At 57.1% G+C, this 18,553-nt stretch carries 12 protein-coding genes; 10 read left to right on the forward strand and 2 right to left on the reverse strand.

The features are described 5' to 3' along the window. The first annotated feature begins 7 nt into the window (after positions 1 to 7). On the forward strand, positions 8 to 1,942 hold the full coding sequence (gene nagB, locus OQ371_RS19525) for a glucosamine-6-phosphate deaminase (protein WP_265989989.1): 1,935 nt from the start codon (positions 8 to 10) through the stop codon (positions 1,940 to 1,942). 61 nt (positions 1,943 to 2,003) lie between these two features. Here nagB and OQ371_RS19530 read toward each other — a convergent pair whose 3' ends face one another. Further along, positions 2,004 to 3,071, reverse strand: a complete 1,068-nt coding sequence (locus OQ371_RS19530) for a LacI family DNA-binding transcriptional regulator (RefSeq protein WP_265989990.1) — start codon at positions 3,069 to 3,071, stop codon at positions 2,004 to 2,006. A 390-nt stretch (positions 3,072 to 3,461) separates the two neighbouring features. On the opposite strand from OQ371_RS19530, the gene OQ371_RS19535 reads away from it, so the two are divergent. The 9 genes from OQ371_RS19535 (at position 3,462) to OQ371_RS19575 (ending at position 17,341) form a co-directional block, all read left to right on the forward strand. Next, positions 3,462 to 5,213 (forward strand): DUF4091 domain-containing protein, encoded by a 1,752-nt coding sequence (locus tag OQ371_RS19535; RefSeq protein ID WP_265989991.1) that lies wholly within the window; start codon positions 3,462 to 3,464, stop codon positions 5,211 to 5,213. Positions 5,214 to 5,322: 109 nt separating this feature from the next. Continuing rightward, the gene (locus OQ371_RS19540) at positions 5,323 to 8,436 is read left to right on the forward strand and encodes a SusC/RagA family TonB-linked outer membrane protein (protein WP_265989992.1); all 3,114 of its coding nucleotides are present in this window, start codon (positions 5,323 to 5,325) and stop codon (positions 8,434 to 8,436) included. 17 nt (positions 8,437 to 8,453) lie between these two features. Continuing rightward, positions 8,454 to 9,926 carry a RagB/SusD family nutrient uptake outer membrane protein gene (locus OQ371_RS19545; protein WP_265989993.1) on the forward strand — a complete coding sequence of 491 codons (1,473 nt, stop codon included), beginning with the start codon at positions 8,454 to 8,456 and terminating at the stop codon, positions 9,924 to 9,926. Positions 9,927 to 10,014: 88 nt separating this feature from the next. Then, positions 10,015 to 11,268 carry an Nramp family divalent metal transporter gene (locus tag OQ371_RS19550; RefSeq protein ID WP_265989995.1) on the forward strand — a complete coding sequence of 418 codons (1,254 nt, stop codon included), beginning with the start codon at positions 10,015 to 10,017 and terminating at the stop codon, positions 11,266 to 11,268. A gap of 10 nt (positions 11,269 to 11,278) precedes the next feature. Further along, complete coding sequence (locus OQ371_RS19555) at positions 11,279 to 12,295, forward strand: NAD-dependent epimerase/dehydratase family protein (protein ID WP_265989996.1); 1,017 nt, start codon at positions 11,279 to 11,281, stop codon at positions 12,293 to 12,295. A 6-nt stretch (positions 12,296 to 12,301) separates the two neighbouring features. After that, the gene (locus OQ371_RS19560; protein WP_265989998.1) at positions 12,302 to 13,375 is read left to right on the forward strand and encodes a dihydrodipicolinate synthase family protein; all 1,074 of its coding nucleotides are present in this window, start codon (positions 12,302 to 12,304) and stop codon (positions 13,373 to 13,375) included. A gap of 51 nt (positions 13,376 to 13,426) precedes the next feature. Continuing rightward, the gene (locus OQ371_RS19565; protein WP_265990000.1) at positions 13,427 to 14,728 is read left to right on the forward strand and encodes an enolase C-terminal domain-like protein; all 1,302 of its coding nucleotides are present in this window, start codon (positions 13,427 to 13,429) and stop codon (positions 14,726 to 14,728) included. After that, the gene (locus tag OQ371_RS19570; RefSeq protein ID WP_265990002.1) at positions 14,718 to 15,854 is read left to right on the forward strand and encodes a plastocyanin/azurin family copper-binding protein; all 1,137 of its coding nucleotides are present in this window, start codon (positions 14,718 to 14,720) and stop codon (positions 15,852 to 15,854) included. Before OQ371_RS19565 ends, OQ371_RS19570 begins: the two co-directional genes overlap by 11 nt. Positions 15,855 to 15,856: 2 nt before the next feature. Continuing rightward, on the forward strand, positions 15,857 to 17,341 hold the full coding sequence (locus OQ371_RS19575; protein WP_265990004.1) for a PQQ-dependent sugar dehydrogenase: 1,485 nt from the start codon (positions 15,857 to 15,859) through the stop codon (positions 17,339 to 17,341). 27 nt (positions 17,342 to 17,368) lie between these two features. Here OQ371_RS19575 and OQ371_RS19580 read toward each other — a convergent pair whose 3' ends face one another. Continuing rightward, positions 17,369 to 18,487: an NAD(P)/FAD-dependent oxidoreductase gene (locus OQ371_RS19580; protein ID WP_265990006.1), complete on the reverse strand. Its 1,119-nt coding sequence runs from the start codon at positions 18,485 to 18,487 to the stop codon at positions 17,369 to 17,371. Positions 18,488 to 18,553: the final 66 nt, after the last annotated feature.

An 18,553-nucleotide genomic window follows, 5' to 3' on the forward strand; every position in this document is an offset into this window, starting at 1 on the left:
CCTGATTATGATTTCTGATTTCACGCAACAAGCCAACCCGCGCCCCGAAATCCTGTCCTTTGAGAAGGTCCCGACGGCTATTTATGCTTCGGCCGATGCGGCTTCGCGGGCGGTAGCGGAAGAAATAGCCCGGATTATTCGCCAGAAACAAAGCGAGGGCAAACCGGCGGTTCTGGGCCTGGCGACGGGTTCGTCCCCCAAAAAAGTGTACGCTGAGCTGATTCGGATGCACCGGCAGGAGGGACTCAGTTTCCGGAACGTGATCACCTTTAACCTCGACGAGTACCACTCCCTCGGGGCGGATGCCCTGCAAAGTTACCACCGGTTTATGCGGGAGCAGTTGTTTGACCACATCGACATCGATCCGGCTCAGTGCCACATTCCCGACGGCACGCTGCCGTTTCAGGAAATTCACCAGTTTTGCCAGCAGTACGAGCAGCACATCAGCGACCTGGGCGGGTTGGATTTTCAGTTGCTGGGCATCGGGCGGAACGGGCACATCGGTTTCAACGAACCCGGTTCGCACGTCAACTCCCGGACCCGGCTGATTACGCTGGACCAGACCACCCGCGCCGATGCTGCCACGGAATTTGGTGGCCTGGCAAACGTGCCCCGGAAAGCCATTACGCTGGGCGTCAGGGTGATCCTACAGGCAAAGCGCGTGGTGTTGCTGGCCTGGGGTGAACACAAAGCCGCCATTGTAAAGCAGGCCGTGGAAGGGCCCGTCACCGAAACCATTCCCGCGTCGTATTTGCAGGGGCACCCCAACGTGCAGTTTATTCTGGACGAAGCCTGTGCCGCCAGCCTGACCCGGCAGAAAACGCCCTGGCTGGTTGACGCCGTTGACTGGACGCCCCAGATGACCAAAAAAGCCGTTACCCACCTGGCGCTGACACTCGGTAAACCCGTCCTGAAACTGACGAATCAGGACTACAACGAACACGGTTTGAGCGATTTGCTGGCGCTGCACGGACAGGCGTACGACATCAACATCACGGTGTTTAGCAGCCTGCAACAAACCATCACGGGCTGGCCGGGCGGCAAACCGAACGCCGACGATACCAACCGACCCGAACGCGCCAACCCCGCCCGCAAACGCGTCCTGATTTTCAGCCCACATCCCGACGACGACATCATTTCGATGGGCGGCACGTTTCAGCGGCTGGTCGATCAGGGGCACGAAGTTCACGTAGCGTACCAGACTTCCGGCAACATCGCCGTGGCCGATGACGAAGCTTACCGGTTCATCGAATTTGTGGCTGATTTCAACCGGGAGTTCGGCATCGAGTCGGAGGAAGTCGCTGATATTCTGCTGTATTCACACCATTTTTTGAAAAACAAAAAGCCGTCCGAGAAAGACTCGGATTTTGTCCGGCGCGTCAAAGGGCTGATTCGGCGCGGGGAAGCCAAGGCCACCTGCCGGTTTGTGGGCATTCCGCCGGAGCAGGTCCATTTTCTGACCATGCCGTTCTACGAAACCGGTCTGGTACAGAAAAAACCGCTGGGCGAAGCCGACTACCGGATTGTGGCCGAATTGATTGACAACGTTCAGCCGCACCAGATTTACGCGGCTGGGGATCTGGCCGATCCACACGGAACCCACAAGGTTTGTCTGGATGCCGTCTTTGAAGCCGTCCGCCGGTTAAAAGACGAGCCGTTTATGCAGCAGTGTTGGGTCTGGCTTTACAAGGGCGCCTGGGACGAGTGGGACATTGACCTCATCGAGATGGCCGTTCCGATGTCGCCGGATCAGGTGATGCGCAAGCGGTTCGGAATTTTTAAGCACCAGTCCCAGAAGGACGGTGTGGTGTTCCAGGGCAGCGATTCGCGCGAATTCTGGCAGCGGGCCGAAGACCGAAACCGCACCACGGCCGGCCTCTACAACCAGTTGGGACTGGCCGAATACGAGGCCATGGAAGCCTTCGTTCGCTGGCATTTTTAGGGTTAATTTGGTTAATGAATGGGTTGCACAACCGGATTTGGGTTCAGATCCGGTTGTGTTTTTACTGGACCGCATCGCCGTTGGCCAGGTACGAATCGAGGTTTTCGCGGGTGACGATGCTGAGCGGCAGGTATTGCAGCGCCGGAATCGGTTTCTGAAAAACCAGGTGGTCCGTCAGGTAAGAAATGCCCAGAAAGCCCTGACGATCCGAATTTTGGTTGATCAGCAGGTTGACGGTGCCGTTGCGCAGGTGGGTCAGATTTTCGTCGATCAGGTCGTACCCAATCAGGCAGATGTCTGTTTTGCCCAGCTCTTCCAGCGACCGGGCAATTTCGTAGGCTTTGGACGTGGTGACGTAAATTCCTTTCGTGTGTGGGTGTGTTTCCAGCGCCTGGGCCAGCGAAGCTTTGAAATCCGGACTGGCCGGGCTTTCGAGTTGAACGGCACTGAACTCGAAGTGGCTCGACCCATTTTCCTGCATAAACTCCCGGAAACCGGTTTCTTTCGCCCCAATGTGCGCCGAATTCTGCACCTGCTCGCCAATGTGGGTAATCAGGATGGTGCCGGGCGAAGCAATCATGGTCATCAGTTCAGCCGCCAGCCGGCCGCTCTGGTGCAAGTCCTGACCAATGAAAGCCAGCGGAGCCAGTTCGTGAATGTAAGTGTTGAAGCAAACGAGCGGAATCTGGTGCTGCTGGCACACTTCCGCGAAGTCCAGCGCTTCCTGCCGCAGGGTGGGGGCCAGCAGAATACCGTCCGGATCGGTTTCAAGCGCGTTGTGGGCCTGCTCCCGGAACGAATCCCCCGAATACGGGTCAAAAAAGTGGTACGAAATCGTCATGCCGAACTGGCTGTGCTCCGAGTGCGCCCGCTGGATGCCCTGAATGGAGCTGCGCCAGAACGAATCCAGTTCGGCATCGGGCAACAGGGAGGCCACGCGGTACGTTCGGGAAGAACTCAGCGTACGGGCAATCAGATTCGGTTTGTAATTAATCTGCTCCAGGACATCCATCACTTTTTTGAGCGCATCCTCCGATACTTTTCCCCGCTTGTGAATCACGCGATCCACAGTGCCCATGGAGACATTCGCCATCGCGGCAATGTCTTTAATTCGTACGATTTTAGTCATTTCGTTGTCCTCTGATTTAGCAAATGTACAATCCGAAATCTGTTTTATGCGGGTGTTGATACGGCGGGATGAGAAAACGGTTGGCGAAATCGTTAAGAAGCCAAATTTATGTATGTTTACGTACACATTTGCAGTGTGTACGTAAACATTTTTCAGTAAACGCTTGCTTTCTATTCTTTCAGGGATTTATTTTGATAAAGAAACCAAATGAAAGCCGGGAACCGGATTGCGTTTCAGAGCGCATTCGATGAACCGACCCGTCAGCAGTCTTTTCTGCTTTCAGTCAAGAGAATCGGACCCTTGCTAGGTGGGTTTTTGCGTGCCATTTGTAGTGTAATACCAGCAGGACCTAAACCCTGCATCCTGCTCTTAAACCATAACCTTTGAAAGATGAAGAAGTGGCTAACGCTTTTCTGTTTGCTGCCTGGTATCGGCTGTTGGGCGCAGTCGGTTGACTTGGTGCGGTATCAGGAACTACCCGATCCCAAACCCGTTTCTTCGGCCAGCTGGACCGCCGTAAAGCCCGGCCCGAACGTGAGCTTCGCGACGGCCGATGTCCGGTACGCCAAACACACCGCTCCCGATCCGAAGACCCTGCAAAAAAGCTGGAAAGCACAAGCCTGGAAAGGCGAAAAGGTCCACACGCAGGCGGTGGTCTGGAGCGCGGCACCGCTTTCGGCCGTCGCCCTCAACTGGTCGGAGCTGAAAGACGCCAAAGGCAATAAAATTCCCGCGGGAAGCGCGTCGGCCGGTTTTGTCCGGTACGTCATGACCGATGGCCTGGCTCCGACCGGCGAAGGCTGCGACGAACGCCCGCCCGGCAAATACGATTCATCCCTGGTGGCCGACCCCATTGATCTAGTGAAAGTCCTGGACGTACCGAAGCAGACCACGCAACCCGTCTGGCTCAGTGTTTCGGTGCCGCCGACTACCCCCGCCGGGCTGTATACGGGAACATTATCCATCGGTGGTTCGGGAGTTAAACCCAGCGTTTTGACGTACACCGTTGACGTACAGAACCGGACGCTGCCCGCGCCGAAAGACTGGAAGTTTCACCTGGATATGTGGCAAAACCCGTATTCGGTGGCCCGCGTACACGGGGTTAAAGTCTGGTCGAAAGCGCATTGGGACCTCATGCGTCCGTATATGAAAATGCTGGCCGACGCCGGGCAGAAGTCCATCACGGCCACGATTATCAACGATCCCTGGCGGAGCCAGACGGAAGATGTGTACGGTTCGATGGTGCAGTGGACCAAAAGGAAAGACGGCAGCTGGTCGTACGATTACACGATTTTCGACCAGTGGGTGACCTACATGATGGAACTGGGCATCGACCGGTTTATTAACTGCTACAGCATGATTCCCTGGAATCTGAAGTTTAGCTACTACGACGAAGCCGCCCGGAAAGACACCTTTATCATTGCCAAAACCGGCACGCCCGAATACGAAGCCCACTGGCGGCCCATGCTCACTGACTTTGCCAAACACCTGAAACAAAAAGGCTGGTTTGAAAAAACGACCATCGCGATGGACGAGCGGCCGATGGCGGCCATGCAGCAGGCACTGGCCCTGATCAAAAGCGTGGACAAGGGTTTCCGGCTGTCGCTGGCGGGGCTTTACCATCCCGAACTGGAACAGGACCTGATCGATTACTGCGTAGCTACGAACCAGACCGTGGACGAGCCCACGATGCAGCGCCGTCGGCAGGCTGGTTTCAATACAACCTATTACACCTGCTGCACCGAGCGCTACCCAAACACCTTCACGTTTTCGCCCCCGGCCGAAGCCACCTGGATCAGCTGGTTTGCCGCCAGCAAAGGCTACGACGGATATCTGCGCTGGGCCTACAACTGCTGGGTGAAAGACCCCCTGCGTGACTCCCGCTTCCGGACTTGGCCAGCGGGCGACACCTACATCGTCTATCCCGGTCCGCGTACGTCCGTCCGGTTCGAGCGGCTGATCGAGGGCATTCAGGATTACGAGAAAATCCGCATTCTGAAGGACGAGTTTCGGGCGAAGGGGCAAACCGACAAGGCGCAGCAACTGGAAAAGGCCCTGAACACGTTTGACGTCTCGGCACTGGCGAACACCCCGGCGGCAACGCACCTGCAACCGGCCCAAGCCTTACTCAACGCTTTTTAATACCGTCCGTACCACCGTTTTGATCCAGTTGAATACGGGCTAAAAACCGTGTTCCGGGCCTTGCTTTTCCCGTGTATTTCCGATTTGAACATAAACGACTGATTACTGTATGAGAATGTTTACGCACAAATGGCCGCGGCTGCTCTACGTCCTGGTGTTGCTGGGGTGTAGCACCCTGGTAAGCTGGGCCGCTTCCTCGCCCTCGGTTCGCAGGGCCCATACCCGGGTGCTGGACTGGCAAATTTCGGGCAAGGTAACCTCCGAAAAAGGCGAGACCCTGCCCGGAGTCACGGTTATCCTAAAAGGCAGTTCGCTGGGAACCTCCACGGACGCCAACGGCAACTACTTCCTGAAAGTACCCGAAACGGCGGGCACATTGGTGTTCTCATCGGTCGGCACAACAACCAAAGAAATCTCCTTTACCGGCCCCGGTGTGGTAAACGTGGCCCTGAATGACGACGCCAAAGCCCTGGAGGAAGTGGTGGTGGTCGGCTACGGAACCGTCAAGAAAAGCTCGGTGACGGCGGCTGTTTCCAAAATTGAAAACAAGATTCTAAACGAGATTCCGGCGGGCCGGGCCGAAACGGCGCTGGTGGGTCGGCTGGCGGGGGTGAACGTTTCGCAGACGCGCAGTTCGCCGGGGTCGGCTCCGCTGATCCGGATTCGGGGGGCGGGTTCCATCGACGCCGGAAACGAACCGCTGGTAGTGATCGACGGCTTTCCGGGCGGTAGTCTGGGCCAGATCAACATGAACGACGTGGAGTCGATTGAAGTTCTGAAAGATGCGTCTTCGGCGGCCATCTACGGTTCGCGGGCCGCGGGCGGGGTCATCATCGTCACGACCAAGCGGGGGAAAACCGGCAAGCCGAAATTTAATTTCAACGCCTACTACGGGATGTCGAAAGCGCGGCTGCACGACGACTGGCTGACCCTGGATGACTATTACAACTACAGCGTGCGCTACCAGAACCGCGAATACGCCTGGATTGGGGGCGACACGTCCATTCCGGTCTGGGGCGACCCGCGTCGTCCGGGTCAGTATCAGGTGAGCGATACGGTTCGCCGGAGCGCCAGCACCATCTGGCAGGACGCCGTCACGCAGGTGGCCCCCATTCAGAGCTACAACCTTTCGGTGGGCGGTGGTACCGACAACGTGAAATACTACGTTTCGGGCGTGGTGCTGAACGAGCAGGGAACCGTTAAAAATACCGACTACAAGCAATATAGCCTGCGGACCAATCTGGACGTGAAAATCAATCCGGTGGTTAGCCTGGGCTTTTTATTCAACCCGACGTATGCCACCCGCCGGAGCGCCCCGACCGATATGGTGAGTCTGGTGAAATACCCCAACTTCGTTGCCCTCCGGCGCCCCGACGGTACCTACCCGAAAGCGCGGGATTACTGGGGACAAAACGTAACGTCGCAGGCCAATCCGATGGCGATTCTGGACGGAACGGTGATCAACGGCTACTCGCTGAACAACGTCGGTGAAGCGTTCGTTGCGCTCGATCTGCTGGAAGGACTGCGGTTGCGCTCGTCAGTCGGAACCAACATTTCGTACAACACCAACGAACGGTTTCAGGCCAGTTTTGCCACCAACAACGGCATCAGCAGCGGGTTGGCCAATGATTCGCGCAGCATCAACCTGATCAACGAAAACACGCTGAATTACAGCAAGACTTTCGGTACGGACCACGATTTCAGCGCCTTGCTGGGAGCGTCGTACCAGCGCAACACCTCGCGCAACGCCTACATGGCCGCCGTGCCGGGTTCGTTCAACAACGACATTATTCAAACGCTCAACAACGCCATCATCGACCCGGCTTCCACCGGAAGCACCAAGTCGGAGTGGGGGCTAGTTTCGTACTTCAGCCGCGTGAATTACGGGTACAAAGAAAAATACCTGCTGTCGGCGTCGATCCGGGCCGACGGAAGTTCGCGCTTCGGACCGGCCAACAAATGGGGGTATTTCCCCTCGGCGTCGGTGGCCTGGCGCGTGACGCAGGAAGAATTTATGAAAAACCTGCCGGTGATCGACGAACTGAAACTGCGGGCCAGCTACGGGGCTACCGGGAACTTCAACATCGGCGACTTCGACTACCTGGGCCGCATCAGCAGCGTCTTGTACGCTCCGGGCGGGGCGCTGACGAAAGGACAGGCGCAGACCTCCTTCGGCAACAACAACCTGAGTTGGGAAAAGACGAACGGGTATGATTTCGGTCTGGAGCTGGGCATCCTGAAAAACCGCCTGAACATCACCGTTGACTACTACGACAAACGCACCACCGACCTGCTGTACAACGTCTCGATTCCGGGCATTACGGGCTTTACCAGCTCGATTTCCAACGTCGGCGACATCAGCAACAAGGGCATTGAGTTTGAAATTCAGTCGAAAAACCTGACGGGGGAACTGAAGTGGCAGACCTCGTTTAACCTGGCCCGCAACCGCAACAAAGTGGTCGACCTGGGCGGGGTGCAGGAGCGGATCACGACGGATGCCTTCGGGATGAGCTGGATTCTGCGCGTGGGCGAGCCGATGTTCTCCTACTACGGTTACCGGTCCATCGGGGTGCTGCAAAACGCCGAGCAGGTGAAAAATACGCCGGTGCTGGTGGGGTCGAAACCGGGTAACCCGATCTACGAAGACCGCAACAAAGACGGTAAAATCGACTCGCAGGACAAGGTGATTCTGGGTAATTTCCAGCCGAAACTGTTTCTGGGCATGGTCAACAACTTTTCCTGGAAAGCCTTCGATCTGAGCATCGCCATGCAGGCATCGCTGGGGGCCAAGATTTACAATTTTGAAAACCAGTACTACCAGGGTAACGTGCTCGGGGCCTTGCGCCGGTCGCTGGTCGAAAACCAGTGGTGGTCGGAGCAGGAGCCGGGCGACGGTAAAATGCCCGCCAGTGCCCTAAGCCAGTTGAATTTCCAGGGCGCGTCGGATGTGTACATCGAAGACGGTTCGTTTCTGGCCGTCCGGAACATCAACCTGGGCTACACGCTGCCGGGTGCGCTGGTGCAGAAACTAAAGCTGGGAAGCTGCCGGGTGTATGCGTCGGGCAACAACCTGATTTTCCTGACCAGCAAGAGCTTCCACGGTTACAACCCCGAGGGCTACACGAGTGGCGAAATTGCCGGGGTGGGCAGCCGTCCGGGCTATAACTCGGGCTCGGAGCCGGTCAACCGGGTCGTGACGTTTGGTATCAATCTGAGCTTTTAACCGAATTCTGGAAAGTCATGAAAATTAATAAACTATACACAGCGGGTTTACTGGCCTTGACGCTAATGGTGTCCGGCTGCCACGATAGTCTGCTGAATCCCACGCCGGAGTCCGTGCTGACGTCGGCCAATTACTACCAGACCGCCAAGGACATGGATCTGGCGGTGCTGGGGGTTTACAACCGGCTGCAAAGCCGCAAACCGAACGATTACCTGCTGCTGGAAGTGCCCGCCGACAACCTCTACATGGGCGCCAACACCTCGGTGGCCGGGGCGCCGGAGCTGGATTTGCTGGCCGTCAACGCCGACAACCCAATCGTGGCCGATTTCTGGGAGATAACCTACAACGGTATTTTTCGCGCTAACTCCGTGCTGGCGAATATCGACAAACCGACGGATTACAAAGGCACGCAGAAAGACCAGTTTATCGGCGAAGCCCGGTTCATGCGGGCGCTGTTTTACTTTGATCTGGTCCGGCTCTTCGGCGGAGTACCGAACGTAACCCGCCTGATTTCCATTGAAGACGCCAGCAAATTGCCGCGCGCTACCGAGGAGGAAATCTACAACCTGATTGTGGAAGACCTGAAAGATGCCATCAGCAAACTGCCCCTGCAAAGCGGCATTGCGCGGGGCCGGGCCAGTAAAGGGGCCGCGACGGCTTTACTGGGCAAAGTCTACGTGTATCGCAAAGACTGGACGAACGCCAAGACGTACCTCGACCAGATGGCGACCTTCAACTACAATCTGGTGCCGAATTTTGCGACGCTCTGGAAACTCGAAGGCGAAGACAACGCCGAGGTTTTGTTGGCCATGAAGTACATCGACGGCACGAACGGTCACGGCCTGTCCACGGCGTTCATTCCCAACGCCGGAGCGATTGATGTCGTCAACCGGGGTTCCGAAATTGCCCTGCCGTCGTGGAGCCTGATGAAAAATTACCAGCCGGGCGACACCCGCTATGCCGCCACGGTAACCGAATTCTGGGTGCCGCCCACCAAACCGACTGATCCGCCAATTTGGTACCCGTACATCAGTAAATATGCCGTGCCGCACACCTTTGCTGCATCGGGGCTGGATTTGCCGGTTTTGCGGTATGCCGACGTATTGTTGCTGAAAGCCGAAACGCTTTACGAACTCGGTCAGCCCGAAGCGGCTCTGGCTGAACTCAACAAAGTTCGCGCCCGGGCTTTCGGGAATGCCACGCAAAACTACAAGCTGACCGATGTTCCAAACCGGGAAGCCTTCGTGGATAAGCTGCTGCTCGAACGCCAGCTGGAGTTTGCCTACGAAAACGAGCGCTGGTTCGACCTGGTGCGCACGGGCCGGTTGACGACGGTTCTGACGAAAGAGGAACGGTTGTTCAATTACGCGACCAAAGCGCCGGTAACGGTTCAACTAAGCCCGCAAGCGTACATGAAAGCGTTTCCGGTGCCGCTGCGGCAGATCAACCAGTCGGGCCCCGGCGTGCTGACGCAGAACGATGGGTATTAATAGAAGCTGAAAGTGGTCGCTTCAAGTAACGTTGGAGCGACCAGCAAGCATTTTAAAAGAGCCATTTTAACGAACGTTTCTTACCCTCATGCAATCAAAAGCTGCTCATTCGCAGGCCGACGCAACGGCAAAACCGGTTGCCCGCACGTTTCGGGGCTGGCTATCTTCACTGGGGCCCAGCATCATCACGGCTGCCCTGGTGTTTGGTCCCAGCAAAATGACCATTACCTCCAAGATGGGGGCCGAATACGGATACGCCTTGCTGTGGATCATTGTCATGGCCATCTTTTTTATGACGGTGTTCACGGCCATGGCAACCCGCATTGGATTGGCTACGAACCAGTCGCTGCTGGCTACGATCCGCCAGAAGTGGGGCAACGGGGCCGCCCTGGCCGTGGGCATCGGCGTGTTTCTGGTGGCTACTTCCTTTCAGGCCGGTAATTCCATCGGGGTCGGCATTTCCATTGCCGAAGCAACCCACACCCCGATCAATCTGTGGATTGGTCTGTTTACCATCCTGGGCATCGGACTGCTGTTTTTCAAGACGTTCTACAAAGTGCTCGAAAAGCTCATGATTTTCCTGATTGGCGTCATGCTGGTGGCTTTTCTGATCACCCTGTTTCTGTCCAAACCGGATTACGCTGAAGTCGTAACGGGTTTTGTTCCGTCGGTTCCGGTGGGATCGCTGGGCTTGGTGATTGCCTTTACGGCTTCCTGTTTCTCCATTGTCGGCGCGTTTTATCAATCCTACCTGGTGCAGGAACGGGTGCGGGTTAATCCAGCCGTTCGCAATCAACCGGTCGATACCGTGACGGGCATGACGCTGATGGGCCTGATGAGTGCGACGGTGCTTATTTGCGCGGCCGCCGTGTTGCATCCCAAGGGGCTAAAAGTGGCGTCGGCTTCTGACATGGGCCGGGCACTCGAACCTATTTTTGGCCCGTACGGGTCGGCGCTGTTTCTGATTGGGTTGTTCGGCGCTTCGTTTTCGTCGCTGGTGGGCAATGCGTCCGTAGGCGGTACGCTGCTGGGTGAAGCCCTGGGCTACGGCAGTCAGCTTAGTTCGAAGATGGTTAAATACCTGATTGCGCTGGTGATGGTAATCGGGGCGGCCATTGCCATTATTTTTGGAAAGCTGCCACTCGAACTGATCATTTTTGCCCAGAGCATTACCATTCTGGTGGTGCCCTTTATCGGCGTGGCCATGTATGCCATTGGCAACGACTCGGCCATTATGGGGCGCTACACCAACTCGACCTTCGTTAAAATCGTTGGGGCGATAGGGTTGTTGGTCATTATCGGGCTGGCGCTGAGTAACGTTAATCAGTTGTTTTTCAAGTAACAAAAGTTTTATGAACGATCTGCAAGCATTGGAACAGGAACTCATCAAGCCCTCACCGGCCCTGGTTTCCGATTTATACGAACTCGACGGCGACATCCTCATCCTGGGCGTTGCCGGGAAAATGGGGCCGAGTATGGCCCGGCTGGCAAAACAGGCCATCGATCAGGCCGGAATCCAGAAGCGCGTCATCGGGGTTTCGCGCTTTTCCGATAAACAGATGCAGGGCGAACTGGAAGCCGACGGCATTGAAACGATCTCCGCCGATTTGCTCAACGAAGCCGATTTAGCCGCTCTGCCCGATGTGGCCAACGTCCTGTATCTGGCGGGCACCAAATTCGGCACCACCGGAAAGGAGGCCTTCACCTGGGCGATGAACGCGTATTTGCCGGGCCGGGTCGCCGAAAAATACCGCAACTCGCGGATTGTGGCGTTTTCCACCGGCAACGTCTACCCCTTCACGTCGGTTACGTCCGGCGGAGCAACCGAGTCCACTCCGCCCGAACCGGTGGGCGAATACGGCCAGTCGTGTCTGGGCCGCGAGCGGGTGTTCCAATACTTTGCGGAGAAAAACAACACGCCGACGCTCATTTACCGGCTCAACTACGCCATTGATCTGCGTTACGGGGTGCTGCTGGAAGTCGCCAAGTCGGTGCTGGCCGAAAAGCCGATCAACCTGACGATGGGTAACGCCAACGTGATCTGGCAGGGCGACGCCAACGAAATTGCGATCCGGGCGCTGCGGCACTGCGACGTCCCGGCCAAACTCCTGAACGTGACCGGTCCCGAAACCGTCTCGATTCAATGGGTGGCGCAGGAATACGGCAAGCTGCTGGGCAAAGAACCGAAGTTCGTTGGCGAAGCGCAGCCGACGGCCCTACTGAGCAATGCGTCCGAGGCTTTCCGGTTGTTTGGCTACCCGCGCGTGACGCTCCGCCAAATGATGGAACTGACCGCGGCCTGGCTGCAGGGGGGCGGTACGCTCCTGAACAAACCGACTCACTTCCAAACCCGCGACGGCAAATTTTAACCGACCATGACTTTACGACCCGAAATACACGAATTATTGCACGCGGGCACCGTGATTCCCGCCCACCCGCTGGCCCTGAACGCCGACCGGCAGTTCGATGAAGCCCGCCAGCGCGGACTGACCCGTTACTACATCGCCAGCGGAGCCGGTGGGGTGGCCGTGGGCGTCCACACGACTCAGTTCGAAATTCGCGACCCTGCCATCAACCTCTACGAAACGGTGTTGAAAACGGCCGCCGACGAAATTGAGCTGGCTCAGTTGGACCGCCCGTTTATCAAAGTGGCCGGGATTGTCGGTCCGACAGAACAGGCCCTCCGTGAAGCCAAACTGGCCGGGCAATATGGGTATGATCTGGGACTGCTCAGCATGGGCGGCCTCAAAGACTGGACTGAAGAAGCCATTCTGGACCGGGTGCGGGCGGTGGCCGAGGTGATTCCCGTCTTTGGGTTTTACCTCCAACCGTCGGTGGGTGGCCGCATTTTTAGTTACGACTTCTGGAAAGCGTTTGCCGAGATTCCCAACATTCAGGCCATCAAAGTTGCCAGCTTCAACCGGTACCAGACGCTGGATGTGGTCCGCGCGGTGTGCCATTCGAGCCGCCGGGAGGAGATTGCGCTCTACACCGGTAATGACGATAACATTGTAGCCGATCTGCTGACGACCTACCGGTTTACCGTTGATGGCAAAACGGTGGAAAAGGGCTTTGTCGGCGGCCTGCTGGGCCATTGGGCCGTTTGGACCCAGAAAGCCGTTGAGCTGCTGACCGAGATCAAAACCTGCCTGAACAACCACAACGAAGGGTTGGCCGAACTGCTGACCCGCAACGTGGAAGTCACCGACAGCAACGCAGCTTTTTTCGATCCGAGCCACAATTTCCACGGTTGCATTGCCGGCCTGCATGAGGTCCTGCGTCGGCAGGGTCTTCTGGAGGGAACCTGGTGTCTGAATCCGGCGGAGGATTTGTCGCCGGGCCAGCTAGAAGAAATCGACCGCGTGTACGCCATGTATCCGCACCTGAACGACGATGCGTTTGTGCGGGAACATCTGAGTAGCCCGGACCTCACGTTGTCTTTTTCCTGAAAACCGATTTTTCCGACCGCCCGCACACCCCCGGGTGGTCAATGCGATTCTATGGCTAGTGGAAACCCCATTCGGGTCACGAAGACCGATGCTACGTTTGAACGGGAGAAGCTCATCCGACCGATTGGTTTCAAGGGTGGTTACCTGACCGAACTGTGGCAAACCGTTTCCCGGCTTCAATCCGAAAACGGCCACCACGCCGTCGGTCTGGCGACCCAGAGCGTGTTGTATGGCGATGCCGACCTGTTTGCGGCCTACTCGGAAGCGGGTGGCAACGCGCTGATGTACGCGTTGGTGGAGCGGACCCTGCAACTGGTAAAGCAAATGCCGTTTTCAACCCCCGTCGAGTTGTTGGATACGCTATTGCCCGAGGTGAAGCGGGAAGCTGTCCGCATCACGGGAAAACCGGACCTGAACCCCAATTTCATTTACAACGCCCTCATCAGCGTTGACAATGCCGCTTGGCTGTTGTATGCCGCCGAAAATGGTTTGAGGAGCTTCGATGACCTGATTCCAGAACCGTACCGACCGGCTTTAGCGCACCGGAATGATAAGGTCGCCATTCTATACCAGGTGCCCTACGGAATGCCGGTGGAAGAGCTGCGGCAAGCCGTGCAGCAGGGGTATTTTGTGATGAAAATCAAAACCGGATATCCGGGTTCGCAGGAAGAGATGGTGCAGAACGACATGGACCGCCTGACCGAAATCCACCGCGCCATCGGCGACGCGCCCACCGACCAGACCGCCACCGGCAAGATTGTGTACACGCTCGACGCCAACGCCCGGTATGAAAAAAAAGAAACGTTATGGCGTTATCTGGACCACGCCCGACGCATTGGCGCGCTGAATCAGATTGTATTGATCGAGGAGCCCCTTCGGGAGGAAAACGATGAGGACGTGTCGGACATCGGCATTCCGGTGGCGGGTGACGAAAGCGTGCATGACGAAGCCAGCGCCCATCGTCGGCTTCAGCAAGGGTACGGGGCACTGGTGCTGAAGGGCATCGCCAAAACGCTGAGTCTGTCCCTGAAAGTAGCCAAACTGGCGCACGAACGTGGGGTGCCCTGCCTGTGCGCCGATCTGACCGTCAACCCCATCCTGATTGATTGGCACAAAAACCTGGCCGCCCGACTCGCTCCGTTTCCAGGTATCGGAATGGGGCTATTGGAAACCAATGGTGACATGAATTACCTGCACTGGAACACCATGAAGGGTTACCACCCGGCAGCCGGTGCGCGCTGGACCACTCCGAAAAACGGTGTTTTCGAACTGGATGACGACTTTTACAGCCGCAGCGGGGGTATTCTGATGCCCTCCAGTCATTATGAATCCCTCTTTCCGTATGCCCACTAACACTGCCGTGAGTTTCGCCGGATCGCTAAGAAGAATCAGCATTCTTCTGTTGTTCCTGGTAATGGTGGGCGGAGCGAGAGCCGCGACCGATTCGACGGTGACGGTTTCGCTGAAAGCCATTCCCGGCTTGCAATTTGACTTAGTCCGGTTTCAGGTCAAGCCCGGCGCTGCCGTCCGAATTAGGCTGGACAACACCGACGATATGGCGCATAATTTGGTGATTACCAAACCGGGCCAACGCGAAGAAGTGGTTAACGAGGCTTTGCAACTGGGCGAAAAAGGGCCAGCGGTCAACTACATTCCCAAATCAACCGCCATTTTGTGGACGATTCCGGTGGTAGCGCCGGAGGAAACCGGGACCGTTTCGTTTACCGCGCCCCGGGAAGCGGGCGTTTATCCGTATGTCTGCACTTTTCCGGGACACGGTTTTGTCATGTACGGGGCTATGTACGTGACCGATGGAGCGTTGCCCCCCTTGAAAGCAGACAAATCCATCCCCGAAACCCGCCGGACGGCGGAGCCATCCGCTCAAGCGCAAGCCAACCACGCGCAGCACGGGCCCCAGCGGTTTCACCCGTACGAGACCGAGCCACCGTTTCTCTACCGGATTTTCATGCCGGACGCGGGCCCGGCGGCTATTGCGGTCAGTTTGCCCCACGGCCTTTCCTACTGCTGGGATGCCGGGACCTGCCGCCTGCGTTACGCCTGGGCGGGCGGTTTTCTGGACCAAGCCACGCTTTGGCCGGGCAAAGGCGACACGGAGGCCAAACTGATCGGGACGGTTTTCTTTCGGAACAAAACCGCTTATCCTATTCAGATGGCAAACTCTCAGCCAAATCCGGCCGTTGATTATAAAGGCTACCAGTTGCTAAACCGCTATCCGGAATTTCATTATACCGTGGATGGGGTGGACGTTTACGAACAGATTCAGGCGAAGGAGGATGGGTCCGGACTGATTCGTACGTTCAAAATGCCCAAAGCCGAAAAGCCTATCTGGTTCGTCACGGAGCCGAACGACGGCGTAACATATCAGTCGTCGGGCGGGCAGTGGGAGGGCGGCCGATTGAAACTATCCCCCGCCGAAGCCCGCCAGTTTACCATTACCATGACGAAAAAAGCCGACTGATCATGGGGAAAACGATCCTGATTCTTCTAAGCATCTGGCTGTTTGTAGCCGCGATTCCGAACGGTCCCAAACCGGTTCCGAAAGCCGCTTACCGGGTCGAGACGATTCCGATGCCCGAAGGGTTGAGCGCGGAAACCGGTGCGATTGACTTTCTGCCCGATGGGCGGCTGGTGGCTTCGTTTCACCGGGGTGAAGTGATGTTCTACAATCCGAAAACAAAGCAATGGAGCCTGTTTGCCGAGGGACTGCACGAACCGCTCGGGATTCTGGTAGTCAGCAATTCGGAACTGATCATCATGCAGCGCCCGGAGCTGACCCGCGTGAAAGACCGTGACGGCGACGGGCGGGCCGACCTGTACGAAAAAGTGACCGACGCGTTCGGCATTTCGGGCAACTACCACGAATTTAATTATGGCCCCATCCGAGACAAGGCCGGCAATCTGTACATCGGGCTCAACACGGCCTCGCCGAACGGCGGGGTGCGGAGCGAGGTGCGGGGAACGCGCGATACCGTAGCCACCGATCATCCCAAGCAGATGTTTTCGCCGGTGCCCTACCGGGGCTGGATCATGAAACTGAATGCTTCGGACCACCAGCTGGTGCCGTACGCCAGCGGTTTCCGGTCGCCGAACGGTTTGGTTTTCGACCCGAACGGCCGGATGCTGGTAACCGATAATCAGGGGGATTGGGTAGGAACCAGTCCTCTGTACGCGGTGGAGGAAGGCAAGTTTTACGGACATCCGGCCAGTCTGGTCTGGAACGCAAACTGGCGGGGCGGCAATCCGCTCGCGATGACCCTTCCGGAGCTGGAAGCGATGCGCACGAAAGCCGCCGTTCTGTTCCCGCACGGGATTCTGGCCAACTCGATCACGCAGCCGGTTTTGGACAACACCGGCGGAAAGTTCGGTCCGTTTGCGGGGCAGCTTCTGATCGGTGAAATGAACCAGGAGCGGATTGTGCGGGTGATGCTGGAAGAAGTGGCGGGTCAGTTGCAGGGGGCCTGCATCCCGTTTCTGGACGGGCAGGGGCTGCGGAAAGGCAACAACCGGCTGGCGTTTGCGCCCGATGGTAGCCTGTGGACCGGCCAGAACGACCACGGCTGGGCGGGGGCCAAAGGGATTCAGCGGATTGTCTATACGGGTAAGCCGCCGATGGATGTGTATACCATGAACCTGACCCCGAACGGTTTCGATCTCACCTTCACGCAACCAGTTGATGCGGCCACCGCGAGTCGGCCCGAAAACTATCAGTTCCGGCATTACCGCTACGAATACCATAAAACCTACGGTTCCCCGCAGTTCGACATAGCAGCCGTGCCGGTAAAAGCCGTAACGGTGTCCAAAGATCGCCGAAAAGTGTCCCTGAACCTGGCTGACCTGAAACCGGGACTGATTTACGAACTGACGCTGGGCGATGTGCGGGCCACCAACGGCGAGCCGCTGGCTAATCGATTGATTTGCTACACGCTCAACCACCTGAAGCCGTAACGCCCTGATCCGGGTTTGCGGGAGGGGTTATTCGACGGCTAGGACCTTTCCGTGCGTCTGCCGGATCACCCCGCGGAGTAACGGGTTGAAAGCGCCGAAAATCGTCACGGCCGCTTCGGACAGCCATTTGTCGCCGAAAAGCCGCTGCACCGTCCGACCCACCCAGAGCCGCCGGGCAAACCGCGCCGACCATTCCGTCTGGTACCGGTGTTCCAGTTCGGTCCGCGGTATGTTTCCCCTCAGATACTGGGAAGATAGCGCACTGACGAGCTTACCGCCGTGAATGGCCAGGGCCATACCGTTACCGCAGAGGGGCGTGATCAGTCCCGCCGAATCGCCCGCCATTAGAATGTGCTGCTCGACGGCCCGCTTGGGAGCAAACGAAAATTCGTTGATGACCTCGGGTTTTTCGTACAAAAATTCCGACCGCTCGAAAATCCGTTTCAGGTGCGGGTTTTGAAACAACACGGCTTGTTCCATAGCTGGGATGGTGCCAAAGGGGCGCAGATTGTCGCGGGTGGTCAGGTAGCAGAGGCAAAATTTTCCGTCTTCGATGGACGACAGTCCGCAGTAGCCGTCCGGAAAGTTGTGCAGGGCGATGGTGTCCAGCCGCGCATTGGTTCGGATGTGGTACTTAACCCCCAAGTAGGGCGACGGCTTTTGCATAAACGACCGCTGCAACTGCTTATCAATCTTCGACCGTTTGCCGAAAGCGCCCAGCACCAGGCGGCTGGTGAGCACCTGCCCGTCGTTGAGTTCCAGCGTAAACCCGTCGGATGCAAAGCGGACCGTTTCGACCTGTTTGCCCAGCAGAAACTGCACGCCCGCCGATTGGGCCATTTCGTACAGAGCCTGATCGAGCGTGTACCGGCTAAGTCCGAAACCACCCAGATCCAGCGCCGTTTCCAACGATCGGCCCGAAGGAGAGGTAAACTGGAACTGCTTAATGTGCGTAGCGCCCAGCGCCCGCAGATCGACGCCCAGCCACTCCAGGTAAGGCCGCACTTCGTTGGAAATGTATTCCCCGCAGACTTTATGAAAAGGATAGGTTTTTCGCTCGACAATGGTAACCGAGTGGCCGGCCCTAGCCAGCTCCAGGCCGCTGACCAAACCCGCCAGCCCTCCTCCAATGATGATAACGTCCATGCGGTAAACCGATTTGCGGGCGGTGTTTTGGTTGCGAATTAATTTATCACTAAAATCATTTCCCCG

It is taken from the genome of Larkinella insperata (genome assembly GCF_026248825.1).
GTDB lineage: Bacteria > Bacteroidota > Bacteroidia > Cytophagales > Spirosomataceae > Larkinella > Larkinella insperata.